A 22982-nucleotide genomic window follows, 5' to 3' on the forward strand; every position below is an offset into this window, starting at 1 on the left:
GAAAACCGGCTAGCCATGAATATCGAAACGTCGACCGATCCGAGCCTGGATGCGGGCCATTCCGGGCCCGACTATGCCCGCCGCAATCCGCTGGAGATCGGCGTGCAGCTGCGCAACCTCGTGAACCGCGGCGACTTCCTGACCGTCCAGTACCCGGGCGGCCAGCTCGTCACGCGCCTGCTCGAGGTCGACGTCGGCGCGCGCACGTTCACGTTCGACTGGGGCGCGCTGTCCGAGCAGAACGCCGGCATCCTCGGCGCGTCGCACTGCACGTTCGCGGCCGCGCCGGAGGGCGTGCGCGTCGAGTTCACCACGAACACGCCGCGCGAGACGCGCTACGAGGGGCTGCCCGCGTTCGTCGCCGATTTCCCCGACGTGCTGATGTGCATCCAGCGCCGCGAGTATTTCCGCGTCGATGCGCCGATCGTCGATCCGTTCCTGTGCCGCGGCAAGCTGCCGGACGGCGACGGTTTCGTGTTCGAGGTGCATAACCTGTCGCTCGGCGGCGTCGGGCTGCGCACGGCCGACGAACGCGTCGAGGCGCTGGAGGTCGGCACGCTGTTGCCCGACGTCGAGCTCGAGCTGACCGGCCACGGCAAACTGTCGCTCGACCTGCGGCTCGTGTCGCAGCGTTCGACGCAGATGCCGAACGGCTCGCGGCGCTACCAGCTCGGCTTTCGCTTCATGTCGCTGCCGGGCAGCGCCGAGAACACGCTGCAGCGCCTGATCACGCAGCTCGAGATGAAGCGCCGCTCGCTCGCGCGGGCCTGACACGGCCGCGCGCGGCCCCGCGCGGGGCCGCGTTCGCAGCGGCGCCGGCAGGGCCTGCCGAGACGCTCGACCGACGACGCGCACCCGCGCGTCGCATGCGCATTTTTTCCTCAATTTTTCCGATCCGCGGCCGTTATACCGGGAGTCACGCAACCCGGCGGCCGCAGCGCGGCCGGCTCATCAGGATCGCGCATGTCCAACACACTCATGAACCTCGGCGTCAGCGGCCTCAATGCCGCGCTCTGGGGCCTCACGACGACCGGCCAGAACATCAGCAACGCCGCGACGCCCGGCTATTCGGTCGAGCGCCCGGTCTATGCCGAGGCGAGCGGCCAGTACACGTCGAGCGGCTACATGCCGCAGGGCGTGAACACCGTCACCGTGCAGCGGCAGTACAGCCAGTACCTGAGCGACCAGCTGAACAGCGCGCAGTCGCAGGGCGGCTCGCTGTCGACGTGGTATTCGCTCGTCGCGCAGCTGAACAATTACGTCGGCAGCCCGACGGCCGGCATCTCGACCGCGATCACCGGCTATTTCACCGGCCTGCAGAACGTCGCGAACAGCGCCGCCGATCCGTCGGTGCGGCAGACCGCGGTCAGCAATGCGCAGGTCCTCGCGAACCAGCTCAACGCGGCCGGCCAGCAGTACGACGCGCTGCGCCAGAGCGTGAATACGCAGCTCACCAGCGCGGTGTCGCAGATCAACACGTACACCAAGCAGATCGCGCAGCTGAACCAGCAGATCTCGGCGGCGAGCAGCCAGGGGCAGCCGCCGAACCAGCTGATGGACCAGCGCGACCTCGCGGTGTCGAACCTGTCGAGCCTCGCCGGCGTGCAGGTGGTGCGCAACGACAGCGGCTACAGCGTGTTCCTCGCGGGCGGCCAGCCGCTCGTCCTCGCCGACAAGAGTTACCAGCTTGCGACCGTCACGTCGTCGTCCGATCCGAGCGAGCTGACCGTCGTGTCGCAGGGGATCGCGGGCGCGAACCCGCCGGGGCCGAACCAGGCGCTGCCCGATTCGTCGCTGTCGGGCGGCACGCTCGGCGGCCTGCTCGCGTTCCGCAGCCAGACGCTCGACCCCGCGCAGGCGCAGCTCGGCGCGCTCGCGACCAGCTTCGCCGCGCAGGTCAACGGGCAGAACGCGCTCGGCGTCGACCTGGCGGGCAATCCGGGCGGCAACCTGTTCACGGTGGCGAACCCGACCGTCTATTCGAACCAGGGCAATACCGGCAACGCGGCGCTGTCCGTCTCGTTCGCCAACGCGTCGCAGCCGACGACGAGCGACTACACGCTGTCGTACGACGGTACCAACTACACGCTGACGGACCGCGCTTCCGGCGCGGTGGTCGACCAGAAAAGCGGACCGATGCCGGTTTCGCTCGGTGGAGCGACCGGGCTGAACTTCTCGATTGCATCGGGCACGATGAATGCCGGCGACCAGTTCACCGTGCTGCCGACGCGCGGCGCGCTGACGGGCTTCGGCCTCGCGACGACGAGCGGCTCGGCGATCGCGGCCGCGTCGCCGGCCGTCACGTCGGCGTCGAGCACCAACATCGGCACCGGCGAGATCGCGCTGAGCGGGGTGACCTCCGGCTATCAGGTACCGTCGACCAAGCTGACCTACGACGCGGCGACGAAGTCGCTGTCGGGCTTCCCGGTCGGCACCACGGTGACGATCCCGGGCACGCCGCCGACGTCGGTGACGATCAGCAATCCGACCGACTCCGTGCCGTACGACCCGTCGAACGGCGCGGCGATGACGATGTCGGGCACGGCCGCCGGGGCGCTGAACGGCGTGACCGTCACGCTGTCGGGCACGCCGTCGGACGGCGATTCGTTCACGATCGGGCCGTACGCGGGCGGCACGAGCGACGGCAGCAACGCGCTCGCGCTGTCGCGGCTCGTCAACGCGAAGACCCTCGGCGGCGGCACGACGACGATCACGGGCGCCTACGCGAACTACGTGAACAACATCGGCAACGCGGCGAGCCAGCTCAAGTCGTCGAGTACCGCACAGACAGCGCTGGTCGGCCAGATCACCTCCGCGCAGCAGTCGGTGTCGGGCGTGAACCAGAACGAGGAAGCCGCGAACCTGATGCAGTACCAGCAGCTCTACCAGGCCAACGCGAAGGTGATCCAGACGGCGGCTTCGCTGTTCCAGACCGTGCTGGGCCTGTTCAGCTGACCGGATTCGAGAGGATAGAAACGATGCGGATTTCCACGACCCAGTTCTACCAGCTGAACGTCGGCCAGATGAACGATCAGCAGGCCCAGCTCGCGCAGCTCTACCAGCAGATCTCGAGCGGCGTGAGCCTGGCGACGCCGGCCGACAACCCGTTGGGCGCGGCGCAGGCCGTGCAGCTGTCGATGACGTCGGCCACGCTGTCGCAGTACGCGGCGAACCAGAGCACGGCGCTCGCGTCGCTGCAGGCCGAGGACCAGACGCTGCAGAGCGTCGGCAACGTACTCGGCAGCGTCCAGTCGACGATCGTGCGCGCCGGCGACGGTTCGCTCGCCGACAACAACCGCGCGGCGCTCGCGGCGCAGCTCGAGGGCTACCGCGACCAGCTGGTGTCGCTCGCGAACTCGACCGACGGCGCGGGCAACTACCTGTTCGCCGGCTACCAGAATTCGACGGCGCCGTTCACGAAGAACGCCGCCGGCAGCATCAGCTATGTCGGCGATACGGGCACGCGCACCGTACAGATCGACGATTCGCGCAACGTGCCGCAGGGCGACTCGGGCCTCTCGGTGTTCATGTCGGTGCAGGCGCTGGGCAACTCGCCCGTCCAGGCGGCCGGCGCGGCCAACACCGGCACGGCCACCATCGGCAACGTCACGGTGACGGATCCGTCGGCTGCGACCAACGGCCATCAGTTCACGATCACCTTCGGCGGCACGGCGGCCGCGCCGACCTACACGGTGACCGACAACTCGATTTCGCCCCCGACGCCCGGGCCCGCGCAGGCCTATACGTCGGGCACCGCGATCGCGCTCGGCAACGGGATGAAGGTCGCCGTGTCGGGCACGCCGTCGCCCACCGACACCTTTTCGGTCACGCCCGCGCCGCAGGCGAGCGGGGTCGACGTGTTCTCGACGCTCGATTCGATGATCACGGCGTTGAAGACGCCCGTCGCCGGCAATCCGACGGCGACCGCCGCGCTGTCGAACACGCTGAGCACGGCCGCGATAAAGATCGGCAACTCGATGCGCAACGTCACGACCGTGCTGGCGACGGTCGGCGGCCGCGAGCAGGAGGTCAAGGCGATGCAGACCGTCAACCAGACCGCGGCGCTGCAGACGACCAGCAACCTGTCGGACCTGACGAGCGCCAACATGGTCACGACCATCAGCCAGTACCTGCAGGTGCAGAACGCGCTGAGCGGCGCGCAGAAGGCCTACGCGCAGCTGCAGAACATGTCGCTGTTCCAGTACATCAATCCGTGATCCCCGTGGCGTCCGCTGCGATGTGAGCGCCCGCTTACATCGTGCGGTGCGCCGGCCGACCGCCGCCGATGCGGTCGCGCCGCTCCGATGCCCGCCCGGCGGGCACGGCCGTCGCATTGGCGGTTCGCGCTTGCCAGCCCCATTTCCGCTCCGTAAACTCGCGCCAGATTCCAGACCGGCGCACCGTCCGCAGCCGGCGTTCGACAGGAGCCCTTTTCCCTATGTCCGATTCCTACTTCCCGCGCTGGCGGGAGCAATCGACCGGCGCGGCGTCGCGCGTGGTCGGCCCCGACGAGCGCCTCGCATGGCCGCAGATGGTCGCGATGGGCGTGCAGCACGTCGTCGCGATGTTCGGCTCGACCGTGCTCGCGCCGCTGCTGATGGGCTTCGACCCGAACCTGTGCATCTTCATGTCGGGCATCGGCACGCTGCTGTTCTTCGTGCTGGTCGGCGGCCGCGTGCCGAGCTACCTCGGCTCGAGCTTCGCGTTCATCGGCCTCGTGATCGCGGTGACCGGCTACGGCGGCAGCGGCCCGAACCCGAACATCCCGGTCGCGCTCGGCGGGATCATCGCGTGCGGCGTCGTGTACGTCGCGCTCGGTGCGCTGGTGCAGGCGATCGGCACGCGCTGGATCGAGACGCTGATGCCGCCCGTCGTCACCGGCGCGGTGGTCGCGGTGATCGGGCTGAACCTTGCGCCGATCGCGGTCAAGGGCGTGTCGGCCTCGACCTTCGACTCGGTGATGGCGCTCGTCACGGTGCTGTGCGTCGGCGGCGTCGCAGTGTTCGCGCGCGGGATGATGCAGCGTCTCCTGATCCTCGTCGGGCTCGTGATCGCCTACGTGATCTACGCGATCGCGACCAACGGCATGGCGCTCGGCAAGCCGATCGACTTCGCGGTCGTCGCGCATGCCGCGTGGTTCGGCGTGCCGACCTTCCGCACGCCGGTGTTCGATTCGCATGCGATGCTGATGCTCGCGCCGATCGCGGTGATCCTGGTCGCCGAGAACCTCGGGCACATCAAGGCCGTGAGCGCGATGACGGGCCACAACCTCGACCGCTACGTCGGCCGTGCGTTCATCGGCGACGGGCTCGCGACGATCGTGTCGGGCAGCGTCGGCGGCACGGGCGTCACGACCTATGCGGAGAACATCGGCGTGATGGCCGTCACGCGGATCTACTCGACGCTCGTGTTCGTCGTCGCCGCGCTGATCGCGATCGTGCTCGGTTTCTCGCCGAAATTCGGCGCGGTGATCCAGACGATTCCGGGCCCGGTGCTCGGCGGCGTGTCGATCGTCGTATTCGGGTTGATCGCGGTGACGGGCGCGCGGATCTGGGTCGTCAACAAGGTCGACTTCTCCGACAACCGCAACCTGATCGTCGCGGCCGTCACGCTGGTGCTCGGCGCCGGCGACTTCTCGCTGAAGATCGGCGGTTTCGGGCTCGGCGGGATCGGCACCGCGACGTTCGGCGCGATCATCCTGTACGCGATCCTGCGCAAGGAAAAGGAACCGGGCCCGGTGGTGTGACCGCGGCGCGGATCGTGGCCGCGGGCACCTGCGAGCCGGGCGTCACGGGTTCGGGTGCACCGAAAACGTGAGTGGCCATGCAAAGGTCCCGTCCTTCGCCTTCGGCGCGAACACGAAACGATAGGTCAGCGTGAAGGTCGTGTTCAGCGCCGTATAGGGCACGGCGATCGTGCCGCCCGTCCCCGGTAGCACGACCTTGCCGCCTAAGCCGCTGATCTCGATCGAGCTGAACTGCGACTGGCTGGCGGCCGCAACCTGCACCAGCACCGTGTACCCGGCCCGGTCGTTGGTCTGGATCGCGAGCGTCGTCCCGGTGGGGTTGCTGACGTTCGGCACGGCCAGGTAGCCGATGCTCGTGTCCTTGTTCGCGATCACGAGCTTGGCCGGATTGGTCGCATTGACCCGCGCATACGCCTGGACCGTCGTACCGACCTGCACCGATCGGCTCGACTGCTTCGCATCGCTATGACCCGGCGCCGCGCCGAGCAGCGCGATCGACAGCGCGACCGCGGCGCCAACCAGCCGGCGTGCGCGGCGGGCGGCCCGCTGCGGGCCGAGAGACGCAGCGCGGGTCCGTCCGCACCGGTCGCACCGCGATGCGGCGGCGTTCGCTGTCTCGGTTCGATTCATGGTATGTCCCCGTTGTCCGAGTCCGTGATGGCGACCGGTGGCGGTACGCGCCAGGCCTGCGCCGCCACCGCATCTAGTAGTTGAACAGGATCGTGATGTTGTGGTCCGCGTATCCGCCCGGCACGACGTTCTGGCCGCCGCGGATCAGCCCGTACACGGTCGCGCTGAAGGCCCCGGCGCCGGTGATCTTGCCCCACGAAATCGCCGACGTGCCGCTCGTGCCGTCACCCCAGATCGACGTGTGTGCGCTGTCGAGATACAGGTTGTAGCCGAGCGTCTGGGTCGCGCCGGTGCGCGTCATCAAGCGGTTCGCGAAAGTGCCGCCGCCCGCGCTCGCCGTGACCGTCGGCGTGGCGTTGCCGTTGCCGGTGCAGTTGATCGAGATCGTGACGGCCGAGGTGGCGGCGTTGATCGTGTCGTACGTGCCGAACACCATCGACGACGGCGCATTCATCGTGCACGTCGTCGCCGCGCGCACGGGCAGTGCCACCAGCGCGGCCGCACCGGCGGCGAGCGCCGCGGCGGCGCCGAAGCGCGCGAGCCGGACCGGCCGCCCGCCATGCTTGCGATGTCTCATGGTGTGACTCCCTTGCAAAGATGGGTGCCCAGGTCCGGCAGCGGGTCGTCGCCGGCGGGAAAGCGCACGGTCACGTCGCACTGCCGGTCGCGCCACGCCGCATGCAGACGGTTTTGTTCCGACAATCCGGTGACGTAGACGACGCCGTCGCGGCCGACCGGAAATGTTTCGTTCCGCCCTGCGATCGTGACGGTCGCGCCGGCCGGCAGATGCGCGCCGTTCTCGAGATCGAGCGTCAGCATCGCGCCGCGCGAACGCGTAATTGGAAACTCGAGCGCCATGCCGCTGCGGAAGTAGGGCACCGCGTCGAGCTTCAGCGTGCCGATCGTCGCGTCGAACGGCAGGTCGGCCTGCTCGATCGAGATCGGGTTGCTTTCGTACGCGCGCAGCCGCGGCAGCAGCGCGACGCCGCTGGCGTCGGTGTGTGCGACGAGCTGGTTGTCCGCGAGGATGCCGACGTTGGCGAAGCCCGGTACCTTGACGAGCGCGAAGCTGTCCGTGAGTTGCCGTGACAGGCGTGCCGTGCCGTCGACGAAAGCGATGCCGCCCGCCGCGTTGGCGCGTACGCCGGCCCGGCCGCGATAGGACGCCGCCTCGACGCTGTAGGTGCCGGTGCGCGTTTGCAGCGTCGCGCTCGCATCCTGTGTGTCGTTGCCCGCCTGCAGCGAATAGCCGAATCCTTCGCCGACCGGCAGGCTGCGCTGCAGTTGCGCGAGCATTTCGGTGGCACCCTGCTGGTGCGTCAGCGTGACGGACGCGCTCGTGCGGTTGTCGACCGGTATCGTCCACGCAACGCCCACGAGCGTCGCGCCCGTGCCGCCCAACGGCTTGCTGACGCTGACGTTGGCGAAGCCGAAGCGGCCGAGCTGGGCGCTGTAGCTGAGCGACAGCAACTGGGTCTTGTAGCCGCCGCGATTGTCGAGGAACACATGCGCGAGCCCGAGCGAGCCGAAGCGGCCCATCCCGACGCCGACGTTGACGCTCGTCAGCAGCTTCGGCGCGAGCGTGCCCGGCTCGAGTCCGATCTGCGCGAAATGCGGCGTGGCCCATTGCGCGTGCGCGCCGAACTCGACGAGGCCGGACTGGCTTTCGATGCCGATCGTCGCGAGCGCGCCCGGGCCGTCGGTGCTGCGGCTCGCTGCGGCGGACGCGTTGACGACGCCGAGCGGCCCGGCCAGCACCACGCCGCCGACGCCGAGGTTCTGCCGGGACGCTTCGGCTTCGGCGTGGATCTCGCCGGTGAACCGGTCGGTCATGCCGATCCGGTGCGTCGCGCTGGCGAACCATCGCCCGTAGTCGTTGCTCGCCAGGCCGAAATCCCGCCGCTCCTTGCCGACCTCATACGAGAAGTCCTGCATGCCTTGCTTGAGGAGATTGGCGCTTGCATAGAACGATTGGGTGATCACCTGCTCGCGGCCCATGACGTCGCGCACCACGACCCGCACGTCGCCCTGGCCGGTCACCACCGGCACGTTGTTGATCGCGAACGGGCCGGGCGCGACGTCGCGCGACGACGTCAGCGCGTTGTTGACGTAGACGTCGACGGTCGACGGCAGCACGGCCTGCCCGCTCACGCCCTGCAGCGGAATCGTGACGAGCCCGGGCTGCGTCGCGAAATTGGTCGCGTACTGAATGCCGCCGAAGCGGATCGCGCGGCCCCACATGCCGGGGCGGCTGATCGCGTCGCCGATGCGCAGGCTGGCGAGCTTGCCGGGGAGATCGGTCGTCCAGGTGGTTTCGAGGCGCGTCAGCCGCCGGGTCGGGCCCGATTCGTCCGCGAGGAACGTGCCGACGCCGACGCCGAAGCGGTTGAAGAAGCCGAGCTCGAACAGGCCCGAGCCGTGCGTCTGGCCACCCGCCTGCTCGGCGAGCAGGTCGTAGTTGAAGAAGCCGCCGATGCCCGGTTCGACTGCGGGCGCGCGGTGCCTGTCGGTCTCGTCGAAGGTCGAGCGGGTGAACGCTTGCGCGGGGGCGCTGATCGCCATCGTCAGGCTTGGCTCGTCGACGGTGTACGTGAGTCCCGCGATTGCTTTGAGCGGATAGAACGGCGCGTCGGTCCCGGCCAGCGGCGGGACGTCCGGCTGCCGGAGCCGCCAGCGTTTCAGGTCGTCGGCCGACACGTAGAATTCGCCGTCGGCCGCCTTGATCAGCAGCGCGGTTTCATCGAGCCCCTGTCGGTTGATGTCGACTTGATACAGCAGCTCGGCCGGGCCGCCCGCTGCGCCATGCGACGCAGGCGCAGTCGGTACCGCGACGAGGCGTTCTTCCGCGAGTGTCATCTGCGCGTTCATGAGGATCGCGATCAGAAGCGCCGCGTTAGCGCGCGCTCGGCGCGACCGTCGAATCGATGTCGCCCGCATCGGAGTAGCCGACCAGATGCAACCCGGAAACAACGGCCGGCGAGGCTCCGGCGCCGGGTTTGAACATCAGTTCCCGCGACTGGCCCGGCAGGACGTACGCGAATTCCGCATGCGTGGCGACGGGGCGATCGTTGCCCGGCGCGAACAGCGCGAGGTTCGCGACCTGCGCATGCGCGGTGCCGTCGTTGGTGACGCGCAGTGCGAGCATGCCGGCCCCGCCCGGTCGCGGCTCCGCGCTCCAGCGCAGCCGCGGGGCGGTGTCGGTGGCCGGCTTGACGAAGATCGGCAGGCTCATTTCCAGCGCGATCTGCACGCCGGCGAAGCCCGGCTTCGGCGCGGGCGGAATCTCTTGCAGATAGAGCCGGTAGCCGGTTTCCCGATCAGCGGCCGGCGGGTGCCGCAGGCCGATGCGCACGACTTGCGAACCGCCGGGCGCGATCGTGAAGATGGGCGGGGCGGCAATCAGGTCGCCGGTGGACGCGTAGACGTCATCCCCCGCGTTCTGCGACCACGCAGCGGTGCGCAGCTGAACGATCACGGGCTGGTCGGACGACTCGTTCCTGACCATGAGCGCGACGCTCCGTTGCGCGGCGGAGAGCTCGACGCGAACGGGAGACACGGTGAAGTCGGTCGCCTGGCTGTCGGCGCATGCGGCGGCGAGCGTCACGGCCGCGATCCAGGTCGCGAGTTTGCACACGTTCGGTTTCATGACAGATCCACCTTCAGGAGATTCGCGTCGGCACGCGCGGCGGCCGCGGGTCGGGAGGGCGCGCAGGCGGGATGCCGCGAGCCCTCCGCTCGGCACTAAAACGTCACGGTGACCGTCACCGTGTCGGCGTAGCTGCCCGGCACCGCATTGGGCTGATCGGGCACCTTGCCGTAGACCGTCTTGGTGATCGCCTGGGCCATCGCCATGCCCGCACCCGTGCCGTTGACGGTGTCGGTCGGCGGCGTGTTGCCCCAGACGACCGTACGGTTCGAATCCTGGTACAGCGAGTAGTTGAGCTGATTCGAGCCGCTCGTCATGATGCGGTTGGTCACGGTGGCGCCGGACGTGGTGCCCGCATTCAGGCCAATGTTGAAATTCGTGCCGTTCGTGCAGCGGACCGTGACCGCCGACTGCGCGGTCTGATCGCCGGTGCCCGGCGTATAGGCCGGGAAGGTCAGTGCGCCCGCCGAGTCGATCAGGCAGGTTGCGTTGACCGTGGCGGACACGCCGAACGTCGTGCTGGCTTGTCCGGCCGATACCGCAACGGTCACGCAAGCAAGCGATGCGGCAAGCGCCGCCTTGGTCAGTAAGGATTGCTTCATGATGCATTTCTCCCTTGAAAGCTGGAATGTGCAGCCGGTGCGACGAGAGGGTCATTCGGGACGGGGTCTCGATCGTCCGGATGCGCGATGGGTCTTCCGGGTGCGTCGGAGTCGGATCGCTTGCTGGGCGGGCACCTCCTTTGTGTCGGTATGCGGAGTCGGACCGGCGCGGTGCTCGGGCACGAGCACCCTGGCTGCGCCGCCGCGGGCGTACGACTTCTATCGCGGCCGTCGCCGCCCGCGCGCGGATCTGCGCGCAGGCGAGCGCCGGCGGCAATGCCCGTGCGAACGGCACGGATTGTCGTGGCGCGCATGCGCCAGGCAGGCAGCTTTCCGGGATTCGGCTATCGAATCGGGGCGTCGTGACGTCGGGTGACGGCGCGGATCGAATGGGCGCACCGGGCGTCGACGGGGCGAAGTCGCGCCGCCGGCATCAGCCGATGCGTAACAGGAGGAGTGAGGCAGGACAGCAGCCGTATGACGGCCGATGTGAGTTTCGACATGATTTCCCCGACCCGCTTAGTGATTGTGTGTGCCTGCATCGAGCCGCTCGCCCGTGCAGTCGTTGTTGTCTGCACGGCAGCATCAGCAAGCAACGGGCCAGCGCGCGGACTGCGGCGCGGACAGGGGCTGAGCGGGTACGGCGTGGCGGTTGTGCGACGTTGCGGACGCGAAAATGTTTCAGGCGTGAAACACGGGTGGCGGGGCCGGTCGGCGGCGCATCAGGCCCGGTGCGCAATGACGGGAATGACGGGGGAATTGCGGTGCCGCGCGATGGCGATTCTGCTGGGGAAACGCACGCGGCGCGTGCGGATCGGTTTCATCCGTGCAACGCGTGCGGGGCGGGAGGCGGCGTATCGCTGCCGTTTCGATCTCGTGCCGGGTGCGTGTCGCGTCATGTGTTGGTATTCGACTGCCCCTGCAGCCACGCGCAGAACTGCGCGACGAGCGGATCGTCGGCCGGCGCGCCGGGCGCGATCCACCAGTAGCTGCGCGTCGCGATGCGCGGTCCGTCGAGCGGCATCACCAGCCGGCCGCTCGCGAGTTCGTCGTCGATCAGCGGCAGCGGGCCGAGCGCGACACCCAGCCCGTCGACGGCCGCCTGTAGCGCCAGGTAGAAGTGGTCGAACGACTGCCGCTTGCGCCCCTTCATCGTCACGCCGGCCGCCGCGAACCAGTCGCGCCAGCCTTCCGGCCGCGTATCCGAATGCAGCAGCACGTGCCGCACGAGATCGTCCGCGCGGGTAATCGGCGCGCGCTTGAGCAGCGCGGGGCTGCAGACCGGGATCACGCTTTCGTCGAGGAAGTGGCCGCTCGTGCAATTCGGCCAGTGGCCGGGGCCGCGGCGGATCGCGACGTCGAAGCCGTCGAGCGTGTCGAGCGGCGCATTCGAAGTCGACAGCTTCAGCTCGACGTTCGGCACGTCGCGCTGGAATCGCGACAGGCGCGGCAGCAGCCATTTCATCGCGAAGGTCGGCAGCGCATTGATGCGCAGCACGCGCGCGGCACCGGTGTTGCGCAGCTGCTCGGTGGCGAGCGCGATGCTGTCGAACGCGGCGCGCACGGTGTCCAGATAGCGGCGGCCTTCGTCGGTGAGCTTCACGCGCTTGCCGTAGCGGTGGAACACCGGCTTGCCGAGCCATGCCTCGAACCCGGCGATCTGCCGGCTGATGGCACCGTGAGTCACATGCAGCTCGTCGCCGGCAGCGCTGAAGCTTTCATGTCGTGCCGCCGCTTCAAAGGCCCGAAGCGCGGAAAAGGGCGGGAGATCACGTGCCATGCTTGTGATTCTAGATCACAAGGACGCGCCGATAAAATCGTTTTGCCGGCCTCCTGAACGGCGGTAACCTCGAGGCACCGTTTGTGAGGATCCCCATGCAATCCGTTTCTCCGCCGCCCGCCGCGTCCGCACGCCGGGTCGGCCTCGCCGAGCTGTTCACCGGCTTCCTGTCGCTCGGCCTGATGTCGTTCGGCGGCGCGCTGCCGTTTGCGCGGCGCACCATCGTCGACGAGCGCAAATGGCTGTCCGCCGAAGAATTCACCGATCTGCTCGGGCTGTGTCAGTTCCTGCCGGGCGGCAACGTGATCAACCTGTCGGTCGCCGTCGGCATGCGCTTTCGCGGCGTCGCGGGCGCATTCGCCGGCATTCTCGGGCTGATCGCCGGGCCGACGCTGGTCGTCGTCGCGCTCGGCGTGCTGTATGCGAAGACGCAGGGCGATCCGCGCGTGCAGCACCTGTTCGGCGGGCTCGCCGCCGCGGCTGCGGGCCTGCTCGTCGCGATGGCGGTGAAGGTCGTGAAGCCGCTGCGGCACGCGCCGCGCGCGGCGGCCGGCGTCGCGGCGCTCGCGTTCGTCGCGATCGCGGTGCTGCGCCTGCCGCTGCTGACGACGATGCTGGTGCTGACGCCGGTCAGCATCTGGCTCGCGTCGCGGCGCCGCGATACGCCGGCAGCGCCGCGCACCACCGCGCGCGACGGAGCCCGGTCATGAACGACACGCTGATCGCAATCGCGACGATCTTCAGCCAGCTGTCGCTGCTCGCGTTCGGCGGCGGCAACACGATCCTGCCGGAGATGCAGCGGCAGGTGGTCGACGTGCATCACTGGATGAGCGCACACGAGTTCACCGCACTGTTCGCGCTCGCGCAGGCGGCACCGGGGCCGAACATGATGATCGTGTCGCTGGTCGGCTGGCATGTGGCGGGCTGGGCCGGGCTGCTGGTCGCGTCGATCGCGAAATTCGGGCCGTCGTCGGTCGTCACCGTGCTGGCGCTGCATGCGTGGGAGCGCTTTCGCGACCGGCCGTGGCGCCGCTACGTGCAGCAGGGGCTGATGCCGGTCACGGCCGGGCTCGTCGCGGCCAGCGCGGTGCTGATTTCGGCGGCATCGAATCGCACCGCGATCCAGTGGGGTATCACCGCCGCGTGCGCGGTGCTTGCGTGGCGTACCCGCATCCACCCGCTGTGGCTGCTCGCGGCCGGCGCGCTGATCGGGCTCACCGGCATCGGCCAGTGAATCGGGGTCAGTGAAGTGGCCGGCGAGGTGGCCGGTCTACTCGGCCGGTCTTTCGGCGCGGCCATCCGCGACGGTGGTGCGTGCCGGCACCGTGCGACTGGATGCTCGCCCGACGCCGAGCATGATATTGGCGCGGCCCGCGAGCCTGAGCCAGGGCGGCGCCGAAGCCGCGGCGTCCTGCGCCCGCCGGCACCGATGAACCTGGCGCCGCCCGCCGCGTGCGGCCGGGCGACGCGCCACACGGGAGGATCGATGGATCTCGACGGCGCAAGCCGCAACCTCACTGTCGCCGCACTGCTGACGCTGTCCGGCGGCTACCTCGACGCCTACACGTATGTCGGCCACGGCCACGTGTTCGCGAACACGATGACCGGCAACGTCGCGCTGCTCGGCATCAATCTGTCGGCGGGCGAATGGGCGGCCGCGCTGCATCACGTGCCGCCGCTCGGCGGCTTCGTGGTCGCGGTGTTCGTCGCGCACCTGCTCGGTCTCGCCGCGCAACGCGGCTGGATGCGCCACACGGCGTTCGCGAGCCTGATCGTCGAGATCGCGTTTCTCGGCATCGCCGCGAGCGGGCTCGTCGGCGCGTCGAGCGCATGGCTGATCCCGGGCATCTCGTTCGTCGCGACGCTGCAGACGCTGTCGTTCACCCATCTCGAGGAGCTGTCCTACACGTCGGTGATGACGACCGGCAACCTGCGGCGCGCCGCGCAGAAGCTGTTCATCGGGCTGATTCCGCGCTACGACGCGGGCGCGCTGCACGACTCGGCACTGCTCGCGACGATCAGCTTCTGCTTCCTGGCCGGCGCGGTGGTCGGCGGCCTCGTGACGCGGCTCGTGCCGGACCTTGCGCTGTGGGGCGCCGTGCTGCTGCTCGCCGGTGCGTTCGCGGAGATCGTGCGGCGGGCGTGGCGGCGTGTGGGTGGTGACCGTGACGGCGGCGGCGGCAGGGCGGGCGACGTCGGTAGCAATGGCAGCAACGCCAGCACTCCCGACGGCGGGACGCCGAGGCCGGCCGCCTGACGCGTGCAGAGGGCCGAGGGCCGCCACCGCGCGGCTTGCCTGGCAGCGCGTGACCGAATTACCGCGTGACGGATTGACCGGTTCATACCGTCACCGACCCGCAGTTACACCCGAATGCAAACCGGTTGCCCCGGCCGCATCCGATACCGTCGATCGGCGCCACTGCCGACCCTCCGTGGACCGTGCCACCGCCGCCCGCCGCCCGCCGCGCGACGAACCGCGTCGCCCGCATCCACTCGATCCTTACAGCACCGACCCGCTTTCGACGCTCGATTCGCCCCGGGTCAGCGCCGCGAGAGGCAAGCCTGGCGCGGGAAACGTTGTTCCCGGGCGACAATCGCGCGTTACCACGCATTTCAATTTCTTTCAGGGCGCGCACTGGTCTTATGATTCAGCCCACATCGCGCGCGCCAAGAACGTTCGCGATCGCCACCCGGTTGCGCACGCGGCCGGCCATGAATGGAGACACCTACAAATAGGAAAGCTCATGAAGCAGACCACCCGACTCGCAGCCATCGCAGGGGGCGCGGCCCTGGCCTTCGCCAGCCAGTACGCAGCAGCACAAAGCTCGGTCACGCTGTGGGGCGTCGCCGACGTCAGCGTCCGGTACCTGACCAACGCGAACGCCAAGAACGACGGCCTGCTGTCGATGACCAACGGCGCGATCACCAACAGCCGCTTCGGCATCTACGGCACGGAAGACCTCGGCGGCGGCCTGAAGGCCCTGTTCAACCTCGAAAGCGGCGTGAACCTGCAGAACGGCGCATTCGCCGACAGCGGCCGCCTGTTCAACCGCGCAGCGTACGTCGGCCTGCAGAGCCCGTACGGCACGGTGACCCTCGGCCGCCAGAAGACCCCGCTGTTCGACCTGCTGTCGGACACCTACGATCCGCTGACGGTCGGCAACTACCTCGAAAACGCGTGGCTGCCGGTCGCGCTGGGTGGCGGCCTGTATGCGGACAACCAGATCAAGTACACCGGCAAGTTCGCGGGCCTGACCGCGAAGGCGATGTACTCGACGGGCACCAATTACGAATCGACCGGCGCGGGCGGCTTCTCGGGCCAGATCCCGGGCTCGCTCGGCAAGGGCAATGCCTGGGGCGTGTCGCTGTCGTACGTGATGGGGCCGCTCAGCATCGCGGCCGGCGCGCAGCAGAACAGCGACAACTCCGCACGCAAGCAGACCATCTACCACGCAAACGTCGTGTACGCGTTCAGCAAGGCGAAGGTCTACGCGGGCTACCTGCGCTCGAAGGACGACACCGGTTTCGTCGACAGCCTGCTCGCGCAGCAGTCGATTCCGGTCGCGAAGGGTACCGGCCGGATCGACGACGGTCCGTTCGCGGGCGTGAGCTGGCAGGTCAGCACGCCGCTGACGCTGACGGGCGCGTTCTACTACGACCACATGCGCAACGCGATGACCACCAACGGCACGCTCGCGAGCGGCAACCGCTACGCGATCGTCGGCATCGCCGAATACGCGCTCAGCAAGCGCACGGAAGTTTACGGCACCGTCGACTTCAACAAGACGAACGGCGCGGCGAACGTCGAGCTGCCGGGTCGCAGCAACCAGACCGGCATCGCGATCGGCCTGCGCAATATCTTCTGACGAACGTCGGCACGCGTGCACCGGCCTCGGCTCGGCGCGCATCGAAGAGGCTCCCGCGGGAGCCTCTTTTTTTCGTCACGCGACCTTCATGCGCGCGGCCGACTATTCAGCGATCGCTCCATCAGGAAAGGCCCGGCCGTAAGGGTTCCGTCGGCATGACAGAACATACTTTGACAGTGCGCGCCCGGTGTTTCCGCTACGCTGCGTGCATGGTCCGCCGTGTGTCGCAATGGGCACGCGCGGGCGTCGTTCCGGAGTGCGCGTCGTGCACGGCCGGCCTGGTGCGTAACTTGTGTATCCGGTGATGACAGACACGGTCTGCCGGTTTTTTTTCGTGGGACGATGCGCTCACGATTTTCTTGAAAGGGGATGACGATGGGTATCCTGAACACCGTGGGTGAAATCGCTGGCGCAGTGGCAGCCGTCGAGGCGGCCGAGAAGGTCGATCCGGATGCGGGCCTGCTGACCAAGGCGGCGGCAGCCGTCGCCGGCTTCAAGGGCGCCGAGGCGATCGAAGGCATGCTCGAGAAGAAGGAAGAGCAGCCGCAGCAGGCTGACGACACGCAGGCGACGGACGGCAGCGACACGTCGCAGGCCTGAGCATGGCGGCTGGTCCCGCCGCGGGTGCGCCGTTCGCGCGCCCGGGCGGACCGGTGCCGCGCGGCCGGCAGGCCGGGCATGTGGTCGATCGGTGACGCATGGCACACCCGGCAGCTGGTTTGACCGGCGAGAGGCGACGTCTCTCGCCGTTTTTTATGGGGCGCGTGTGCTGCGGCGCCACGTCCCGCACGAATTCCGGAATCTTGCTATCGTGCCGTCATCCGAACTGCGATGAGGGCTTGCGATGGATTTCGACTACGACCTGTTCGTCATCGGGGCCGGCTCCGGCGGCGTGAGGCTCGCCCGGATGTCGGCGTCATACGGTGCACGCGTCGGCATAGCGGAACAGGAGCAGATCGGCGGCACCTGCGTGCTGCGCGGCTGCATCCCGAAGAAGCTGCTCGTCTACGCATCGCACTATCCGCACGAGCTCGAGGACGCGCAGGGCTTCGGCTGGCGCTTCGGCGCCGGCACGCTCGACTGGTCCGCGCTGATCGCCGCGAAGGATCGCGAGATCAACCGGCTCAGCGACATCTACATCAACCTGCTGCGGCAATCGGGCGTCGACATGCACGCGGGGCGAGCGACGCTGGTCGACGCGCATACGGTCGCGATCGGCGGCCGCACGATCCGCGCGCGCCACATCGCGATCGCGACCGGCTCGCGGCCGGTGCTGCCGCACCGTCCCGGCATCGAGCATGCGATCACGTCGCGCGAGGCGTTGTCGCTCGGGACGTGCCCCAAGCGCATCGCGGTGGTCGGCGGCGGTTATATCGCGGTCGAGTTCGCGGGCATCTTCAACGGCTTCGGCAGCCACGTCGACCTGTTCTATCGCGGCGAGAAGATCCTGCGCGGCTTCGACGACGACGTGCGGCAATTCCTGACCGACGAGATGACGAAGCAGGGCGTCACGATCCACGCGCGCTCGGTGGTCGAGTCGATCGAGCGCGCGGACGACGGCACGCTGTCCGTGCGTGTCGGCGATGCGCGGCACGGGCCCTACGACGCGGTGCTCTATGCGACCGGCCGCGTGCCGAACGTGGACGGGCTCGGGCTCGAACAGGCGGGTGTCATGCTCGACGCACGCGGCGCGATCGCCGTCGATGCGTATTCGGCGACGTCGGTGCCTTCGATCCATGCGATCGGCGACGTCACGTCGCGGCCGCAGCTCACGCCGGTGGCGACACGCGACGGCGGGCTGCTTGCGCGGACGCTGTTCGGCGGGTCGCGCGTCGCGGCCGATCATGAATGGGTGCCGTCGGCCGTGTTCAGCCAGCCCGAGGTCGCGACGGTCGGCCTGACCGAGGCCGATGCGCGTCGCGTGCACGCCGACCTCGACATCTACCGCACGTCGTTCAAGGCGTTGCGCCACACGCTGTCGGGCCGCGACGAGCGCACGATGATGAAGCTCGTCGTCGCGCGCGACAGCCAGCGCGTGATCGGTGCGCACATGGTCGGCCGCGATGCGGGCGAGATCATCCAGGGCATCGCGATCGCGATTCGCGCGGGCGCGACGAAGGCGCAGTTCGACGACACGATCGGCATCCACCCGACCGCGGCCGAGGAATTCGTGACGATGCGGCAGAAGGTGGCGGACTAGCGAGGGCGGCACGCAGCCGCGCTACACGAGAGCCGCACGGCCGCGCTTGACGCGGCCGTTTTTCATTGGCGCGTATGGCGCTCAGTGCACGCCGAACGCGTCGAGCATCCGGTACCAGCTCATCGCGAGCACCAGCGCCGGCGTGCGCAGCGTCGCGCCGCCCGGGAAGTCGCGATGGCGGATCCTGTCGAACAGGTCGAAGCGGCTCGACTGTCCGTCGATCGCCTCGGCGATCAGCTTGCCCGCGAGCGCGGTCGTGTTCACGCCGTGCCCCGAGAATCCCTGCGCGAAGTACATCGTCGGCGCGACACGGCCGAAGTGCGGTGCGCGGTTCATCGTGATGTCGACGAAGCCACCCCATGCATAGTCGACCTTCACGTCCGCGAGCTGCGGGAACGTCTTGAGCATGTCCGCGCGCATTGCCGCCGCGAGATCGCGCGGCTGCCGCGTCGAATAGCTGACCTTGCCGCCCCACACGAGCCGCGTGTCGGGCGCCGGCCGGAAATAATCGAGCACGAAGCGGCTGTCGCAGATCGCCGCGCGCGCGGGCATCAGCGCGGCGGCGCGCGCGTCGCCGAGCGGCTCGGTCGCGATCACGTAGGTGCCGACCGGCATGATCTTCTTCGATAGCGCGGGCGCGAGCGTGCCGACGTAGGTGTTGCATGCGAGCACGACGAAGCGTGCCCGCACCTGTCCCTGGCCGGTTTCGACGACGTGGCCGCCCGAGACGTCGCGCACGCGGGTCACACAGCTGTCCTCGTGGATGCGCACGCCTGCGTCGGTTGCCGCACGCGCGAGGCCGAGCGTGTAGTTGAGCGGATGCAGGTGGCCGCTGTCCGGATCGTACAGGCCGCCGCAATAGCGCGCCGACTGCACGTAGTCGCCGAGTTCGTCGGCTTCGACGAAGTGGAAACGGTCGTAGCCGAAGCGCTTCGCGGCCTCGTCGCGCCAGCGCTTGAGCGAATCGGCATCGCGCTCGGTGTTCGCGGCGGTCAGGTAGCCGGGCACCAGCGCGCAGTCGATGTCGTGCCGTGCGATCCGTGACTTCACGAGCGACAACGTTTCGAGCCCCATGTCCCAGATCCGCTTCACGTCGCCTTCGGGCATGAAGTTGCCGAACGTATCGATGTCGCACGCAAAGCCGCCGATCAACTGGCCGCCGTTGCGCCCGCTCGCCGCCCATCCGACCCGCGACGCCTCGAGCACGGTCACCGAATGGCCGCGCTCGGCGAGGTTGAGCGCGGCGGACAGGCCCGTGAGGCCCGCGCCGATCACGCACACGTCGGCGTCGGTCGTGCCGGCGAGCGGCGCGTGGCGGGTCGTATCGTTGGCGGTCGCCGCGTAGTACGACGCGACGTGCGGCTGGTTGGCGAATGTCTGCATGATCAGTAGAACGGAGAAAGGGGGCTCAGAACAGCTCGCGCACGCGGTGGTACAGCATCCCGAGTTCGAGCGCCGGCTGCCGCCATGCGTCGCCGCCGGGAAAGCGCCGGTGGCGCAGCCGTGCGAACAGGTCGAACGCGCGCGTGTCGCCCGCGATCGCGGCGGCGATCGTGCGCCCGGCGATCCCGGTCAGCGCGACGCCGTGTCCGCTGAAGCCCTGGACGTAGAAGAAGTTCGGATCGAGCGCGCCAAAGTCCGGCGCGCGGTTGCGCGTGACGTCGACGAAGCCGCCCCACGCGTGGTCGACACGCACGTCGGCGAGTTGCGGGAACACGCCGACCATGCGCTGCCGGATCGTTTCGGCGAGCGTGTCGGGCGAGGCGCCGGCCGAGTTCGCGCGGCCGCCGAACAGCATCCGGTGGTCGGCCGACAGCCGGAAGTAGTCGAGGAAGAAGTTGTTGTCGCACACGGCTTCGCGCTGCGCGATCAGCGCGTCGGCGCGCGCGCGGCCGAGCGGTTCGGTCGCGATGATGTACGACGCGATCGGCGCGATGCGCGCGGCGGTCGCGGCGGGCAAGATGCCGCCGGGGCCCGCGTTGCAGCACGACACGACGAAGCGGCAGCGCACTTCGCCCGACGGCGTGCGCACGACCGGCCGTGCGCCGCGCACGACGTCGAGCGCGGGGGTATGCGCATGGAGCGCGACGCCTTCGCGGCGCGCGGCCTCGGCGAGGCCGAGGCAATACTTGAGCGGATGCAGGTGGCCCGACAGCGGATCGTAGACGCCTGCCAGATAACGGGACGATGCGATCCGCGCGCGAATCTCGCCGGTATCGAGCCACGCCAGCGACGGATGACCCCAGCGCGACGTCGCGGCCTCCATCCACGTGCGCAGGTCGTCGATGCGGCGCGACTTCGTCGCGACCGTCAGGTAGCCGCGCGTGAAGTCGCAGTCGATCCCATAGCGTGCGATCCGCTCGGCGATCAGCGCGACGCCGTCGAGCGACAGCGACCACGCGGCGCGCGCGCCGCCGGCGCCGAGCTGCCGCTCGATCACCTCGTCCTTCGCGAAGCCCGTGATCGCCTGGCCGCCGTTGCGGCCCGACGCGCCCCAGCCGGGGCGGTGCGCGTCGATCGCGGCGACCGACAGCCCGCGTGCGCGGCAGTCGAGCGCCGTCGACAGGCCCGCGAAGCCCGCGCCGATCACGCACACGTCGACGTCGATCGCATCGTCGAGCACAGGGTCGTCGACCACGGGGCGCGTGGCGGTTGCTTCGTAGTACGAGTCGCGCGCGAGCGCATCGGCGCGCTGGGTGAAAGACTGCGTCATCAAACCGACTCCGTCGAAGACGGCCGGCGCCGGTGCGCGCTGCACCGCCATCCGGCCGGGTGAAACGGCGCGGGACGCCATGATTGCGGCACGGCGTCCCGCGCGGCCCGCATCAGAACGAATAGATGAACTGCGTCGCGAGCAGGTCGTTGGACTTGCCGTACGAACCGTCGTTGCGCAGGAACACCTTGTTGTTCGCCCAATCGTGCCGGTATTCGACCTTCACGGTGATCTGCTGGGTCGGATAGAACAGCAGGTCGAGCGCGACGTCCTGACGGATCGCGCCCTTGCACTCGAAGCCCAGGCCGCCGCCGGCCTTCGACTGCGCGAGGCAGTCCGCGTCGACGCCGAAGCCGTTGCTCGGATCCATCCCGTTGCCGTTCAGCGCGATGCCGCCACCGCCGCCACCGTTCTTCGAGTTGGCGAGCAGGTCGTAGCGCAGCGTCACGCCCATGCGGCCGACCACCGGCGCGTTGAACTTGCGGTGCGCGAGCAGCGACAGGCCGTACCACTGCGCCAGCCCGCCGTTGTACGCCGCATGCTGCTGCTGGCCGTAGTCGACTTCCGCGTTGTACTGAATGTCGGCGAGCGTGTAGGTCGCGTCGAGTTCGCCGAAGAAGAACGAACCGTATGCGCTCGGGGCCGCACCACCCGGGCCGTAGTTGACACCGATCTGTTGGCCGGTTACCGGGTCGGTCACTGCGGCTGACGACAGAGTCTGTCTCCCGATGTTGAACGAGCCGCCAATATCGAGCGCGCTCGACCACGTGTAGTCCGCGCGCGCGGTGAAGGTCGGCACCTTGTTGCTGGTGGTGATCGGATCGCCCAGCGCATTCACGCCCTTCTGCGTGACCGAACCATACGTGCGGTACTGCTCGTTGCCGAGGAAGAACTTCCACGCCCAGTTGCCCTTCGTGTAGTTCGCGCCGACGCCGACGTAGCTGCCCGGATCCGAGAAGTCGTACAGCAGGTTGTGCGTGAGCGTGAGCATCTGGTTCGACTGCTGCACCTCGTAGCCGCCGAAGCTCGGGATCAGGCCGGCGACGAGCGTCGTCTCGGCGGTGATCGGCACGTTGACGACTGCGGTGTTCAGCAGGTTGTCGGTGATCGAGCCGCGCGAGTTCTGCAGCAGCGTGATGCCGTTGCCGCGGTTCGGCATCAGCGTGATTTCCGCCGACGGCGCCATCGGGCCGACGCCGAACGTCTTCTTGATGTCGAGGTAGAGATCGCCGAACGTGCTGTTGAAGTAGTTGTACGCGTTCTCGTGGTTCGCGAACAGGAACGACGACGTGCCGGCCGCGCGGTTGTAGATGTAGGTCGGGTCGATGTAGCCCGTCACCGACAGGCCCGCGAGCGGCCCGGTGTTGGCCGCGTCCGTCAGCGAGTCGACCTTCAGCTGCTGGTTCGCGATCTGCTGCTTCATTTCGCTGACTTCGTCGTTGGTCAGCGCGGCCTGGGCACGGCCGTAATCCGGCGAGGACGGATCGGCGGCCACGATGACCGGCTTGGTCGCGGCCGTCGCGCCGGCCTGGACCACCGGCGCGCCGCCGGGCTTCGCGGCGAGCTGCGCCTGCATGGCCTTCATCTGCTTCTGCAGCGCGGCGACCTGCGCCTGCAGCGCCTTGATCTCGGCGGAAGTCGAGTCGGCCAGCGCGATGCCCGGCAGCGCGCCGGCCACCAGCAGGCAGATCAGTTTCTTCTTCATTGCGGATTCTCCTTGTCGTGTGCCTGTCAATGTGCGATCGGTTTGCGCGCCGCATCGTGCGGCGCGCGGGTCTTGTTATCGAGGGATGGGGAAG

At 68.7% G+C, this 22982-nt stretch carries 19 protein-coding genes; 10 read left to right on the forward strand and 9 right to left on the reverse strand.

Going from position 1 to position 22982, the window contains the following annotated elements; all coding sequences use genetic code 11:
* Nucleotides 1-15 precede the first annotated feature (15 nt).
* From GEM_RS02105 to GEM_RS02120, 4 genes are all read left to right on the forward strand, one after another.
* On the forward strand, nt 16-771 hold the full coding sequence (locus tag GEM_RS02105; protein ID WP_014895803.1) for a flagellar brake protein: 756 nt from the start codon (nt 16-18) through the stop codon (nt 769-771).
* 192 nt (nt 772-963) lie between these two features.
* Nucleotides 964-2955 (forward strand): flagellar hook-associated protein FlgK, encoded by a 1992-nt coding sequence (gene flgK, locus GEM_RS02110; RefSeq protein ID WP_014895804.1) that lies wholly within the window; start codon nt 964-966, stop codon nt 2953-2955.
* 23 nt (nt 2956-2978) lie between these two features.
* A complete protein-coding gene (flgL, locus tag GEM_RS02115) occupies nt 2979-4217 on the forward strand; it encodes a flagellar hook-associated protein FlgL (RefSeq protein WP_014895805.1) in 1239 nt (412 codons plus the stop codon).
* 221 nt (nt 4218-4438) lie between these two features.
* Nucleotides 4439-5746: a solute carrier family 23 protein gene (locus GEM_RS02120; RefSeq protein WP_014895806.1), complete on the forward strand. Its 1308-nt coding sequence runs from the start codon at nt 4439-4441 to the stop codon at nt 5744-5746.
* Nucleotides 5747-5788: 42 nt separating this feature from the next.
* On the opposite strand, the gene GEM_RS02125 is transcribed toward GEM_RS02120, so the two are convergent.
* From GEM_RS02125 to GEM_RS02150, 6 genes are all read right to left on the reverse strand, one after another.
* On the reverse strand, nt 5789-6376 hold the full coding sequence (locus tag GEM_RS02125; RefSeq protein ID WP_014895807.1) for a hypothetical protein: 588 nt from the start codon (nt 6374-6376) through the stop codon (nt 5789-5791).
* A 73-nt stretch (nt 6377-6449) separates the two neighbouring features.
* Complete coding sequence (locus tag GEM_RS29400; protein ID WP_014895808.1) at nt 6450-6953, reverse strand: spore coat U domain-containing protein; 504 nt, start codon at nt 6951-6953, stop codon at nt 6450-6452.
* Nucleotides 6950-9244: a fimbria/pilus outer membrane usher protein gene (locus GEM_RS02135; protein WP_014895809.1), complete on the reverse strand. Its 2295-nt coding sequence runs from the start codon at nt 9242-9244 to the stop codon at nt 6950-6952. Before GEM_RS02135 ends, GEM_RS29400 begins: the two co-directional genes overlap by 4 nt.
* Before the next feature lie 25 nt (nt 9245-9269).
* On the reverse strand, nt 9270-10022 hold the full coding sequence (locus GEM_RS02140) for a molecular chaperone (protein WP_014895810.1): 753 nt from the start codon (nt 10020-10022) through the stop codon (nt 9270-9272).
* Between the two features lie 95 nt (nt 10023-10117).
* Entirely contained in the window at nt 10118-10624 is a 507-nt protein-coding gene (locus GEM_RS02145; protein WP_014895811.1) for a spore coat U domain-containing protein, read from the reverse strand.
* Between the two features lie 895 nt (nt 10625-11519).
* Nucleotides 11520-12404, reverse strand: coding sequence for a transcriptional regulator GcvA (locus tag GEM_RS02150; RefSeq protein WP_014895813.1), 885 nt, complete (start codon nt 12402-12404; stop codon nt 11520-11522).
* A 95-nt stretch (nt 12405-12499) separates the two neighbouring features.
* Here GEM_RS02150 and GEM_RS02155 point away from each other — a divergent pair, with 95 nt between their 5' ends.
* The 6 genes from GEM_RS02155 to gor all read left to right on the forward strand — a co-directional run bounded on the left by GEM_RS02155 (nt 12500) and on the right by gor (nt 18470).
* Entirely contained in the window at nt 12500-13114 is a 615-nt protein-coding gene (locus tag GEM_RS02155) for a chromate transporter (RefSeq protein WP_041490436.1), read from the forward strand.
* A complete protein-coding gene (locus tag GEM_RS02160) occupies nt 13111-13638 on the forward strand; it encodes a chromate transporter (protein WP_039317776.1) in 528 nt (175 codons plus the stop codon). Before GEM_RS02155 ends, GEM_RS02160 begins: the two co-directional genes overlap by 4 nt.
* 252 nt (nt 13639-13890) lie before the next feature.
* Complete coding sequence (locus GEM_RS02165) at nt 13891-14661, forward strand: YoaK family protein (RefSeq protein ID WP_014895814.1); 771 nt, start codon at nt 13891-13893, stop codon at nt 14659-14661.
* 487 nt (nt 14662-15148) lie between these two features.
* Nucleotides 15149-16270 (forward strand): porin, encoded by a 1122-nt coding sequence (locus tag GEM_RS02170; protein ID WP_014895815.1) that lies wholly within the window; start codon nt 15149-15151, stop codon nt 16268-16270.
* Nucleotides 16271-16645: 375 nt separating this feature from the next.
* Nucleotides 16646-16870: a hypothetical protein gene (locus GEM_RS02175; protein WP_014895816.1), complete on the forward strand. Its 225-nt coding sequence runs from the start codon at nt 16646-16648 to the stop codon at nt 16868-16870.
* 244 nt (nt 16871-17114) lie between these two features.
* On the forward strand, nt 17115-18470 hold the full coding sequence (gene gor, locus GEM_RS02180; protein WP_014895817.1) for a glutathione-disulfide reductase: 1356 nt from the start codon (nt 17115-17117) through the stop codon (nt 18468-18470).
* A gap of 81 nt (nt 18471-18551) precedes the next feature.
* Here gor and GEM_RS02185 read toward each other — a convergent pair whose 3' ends face one another.
* The 3 genes from GEM_RS02185 to GEM_RS02195 all read right to left on the reverse strand — a co-directional run bounded on the left by GEM_RS02185 (nt 18552) and on the right by GEM_RS02195 (nt 22888).
* On the reverse strand, nt 18552-19853 hold the full coding sequence (locus tag GEM_RS02185) for an NAD(P)/FAD-dependent oxidoreductase (protein ID WP_014895818.1): 1302 nt from the start codon (nt 19851-19853) through the stop codon (nt 18552-18554).
* Nucleotides 19854-19878: 25 nt separating this feature from the next.
* Nucleotides 19879-21183 carry an NAD(P)/FAD-dependent oxidoreductase gene (locus GEM_RS02190; RefSeq protein ID WP_014895819.1) on the reverse strand — a complete coding sequence of 435 codons (1305 nt, stop codon included), beginning with the start codon at nt 21181-21183 and terminating at the stop codon, nt 19879-19881.
* Between the two features lie 112 nt (nt 21184-21295).
* Entirely contained in the window at nt 21296-22888 is a 1593-nt protein-coding gene (locus tag GEM_RS02195; protein ID WP_014895820.1) for a DUF3138 family protein, read from the reverse strand.
* Between the last annotated feature and the right edge of the window lie 94 nt (nt 22889-22982).

It is taken from the genome of Burkholderia cepacia GG4, from assembly GCF_000292915.1.
GTDB lineage: Bacteria > Pseudomonadota > Gammaproteobacteria > Burkholderiales > Burkholderiaceae > Burkholderia > Burkholderia cepacia_D.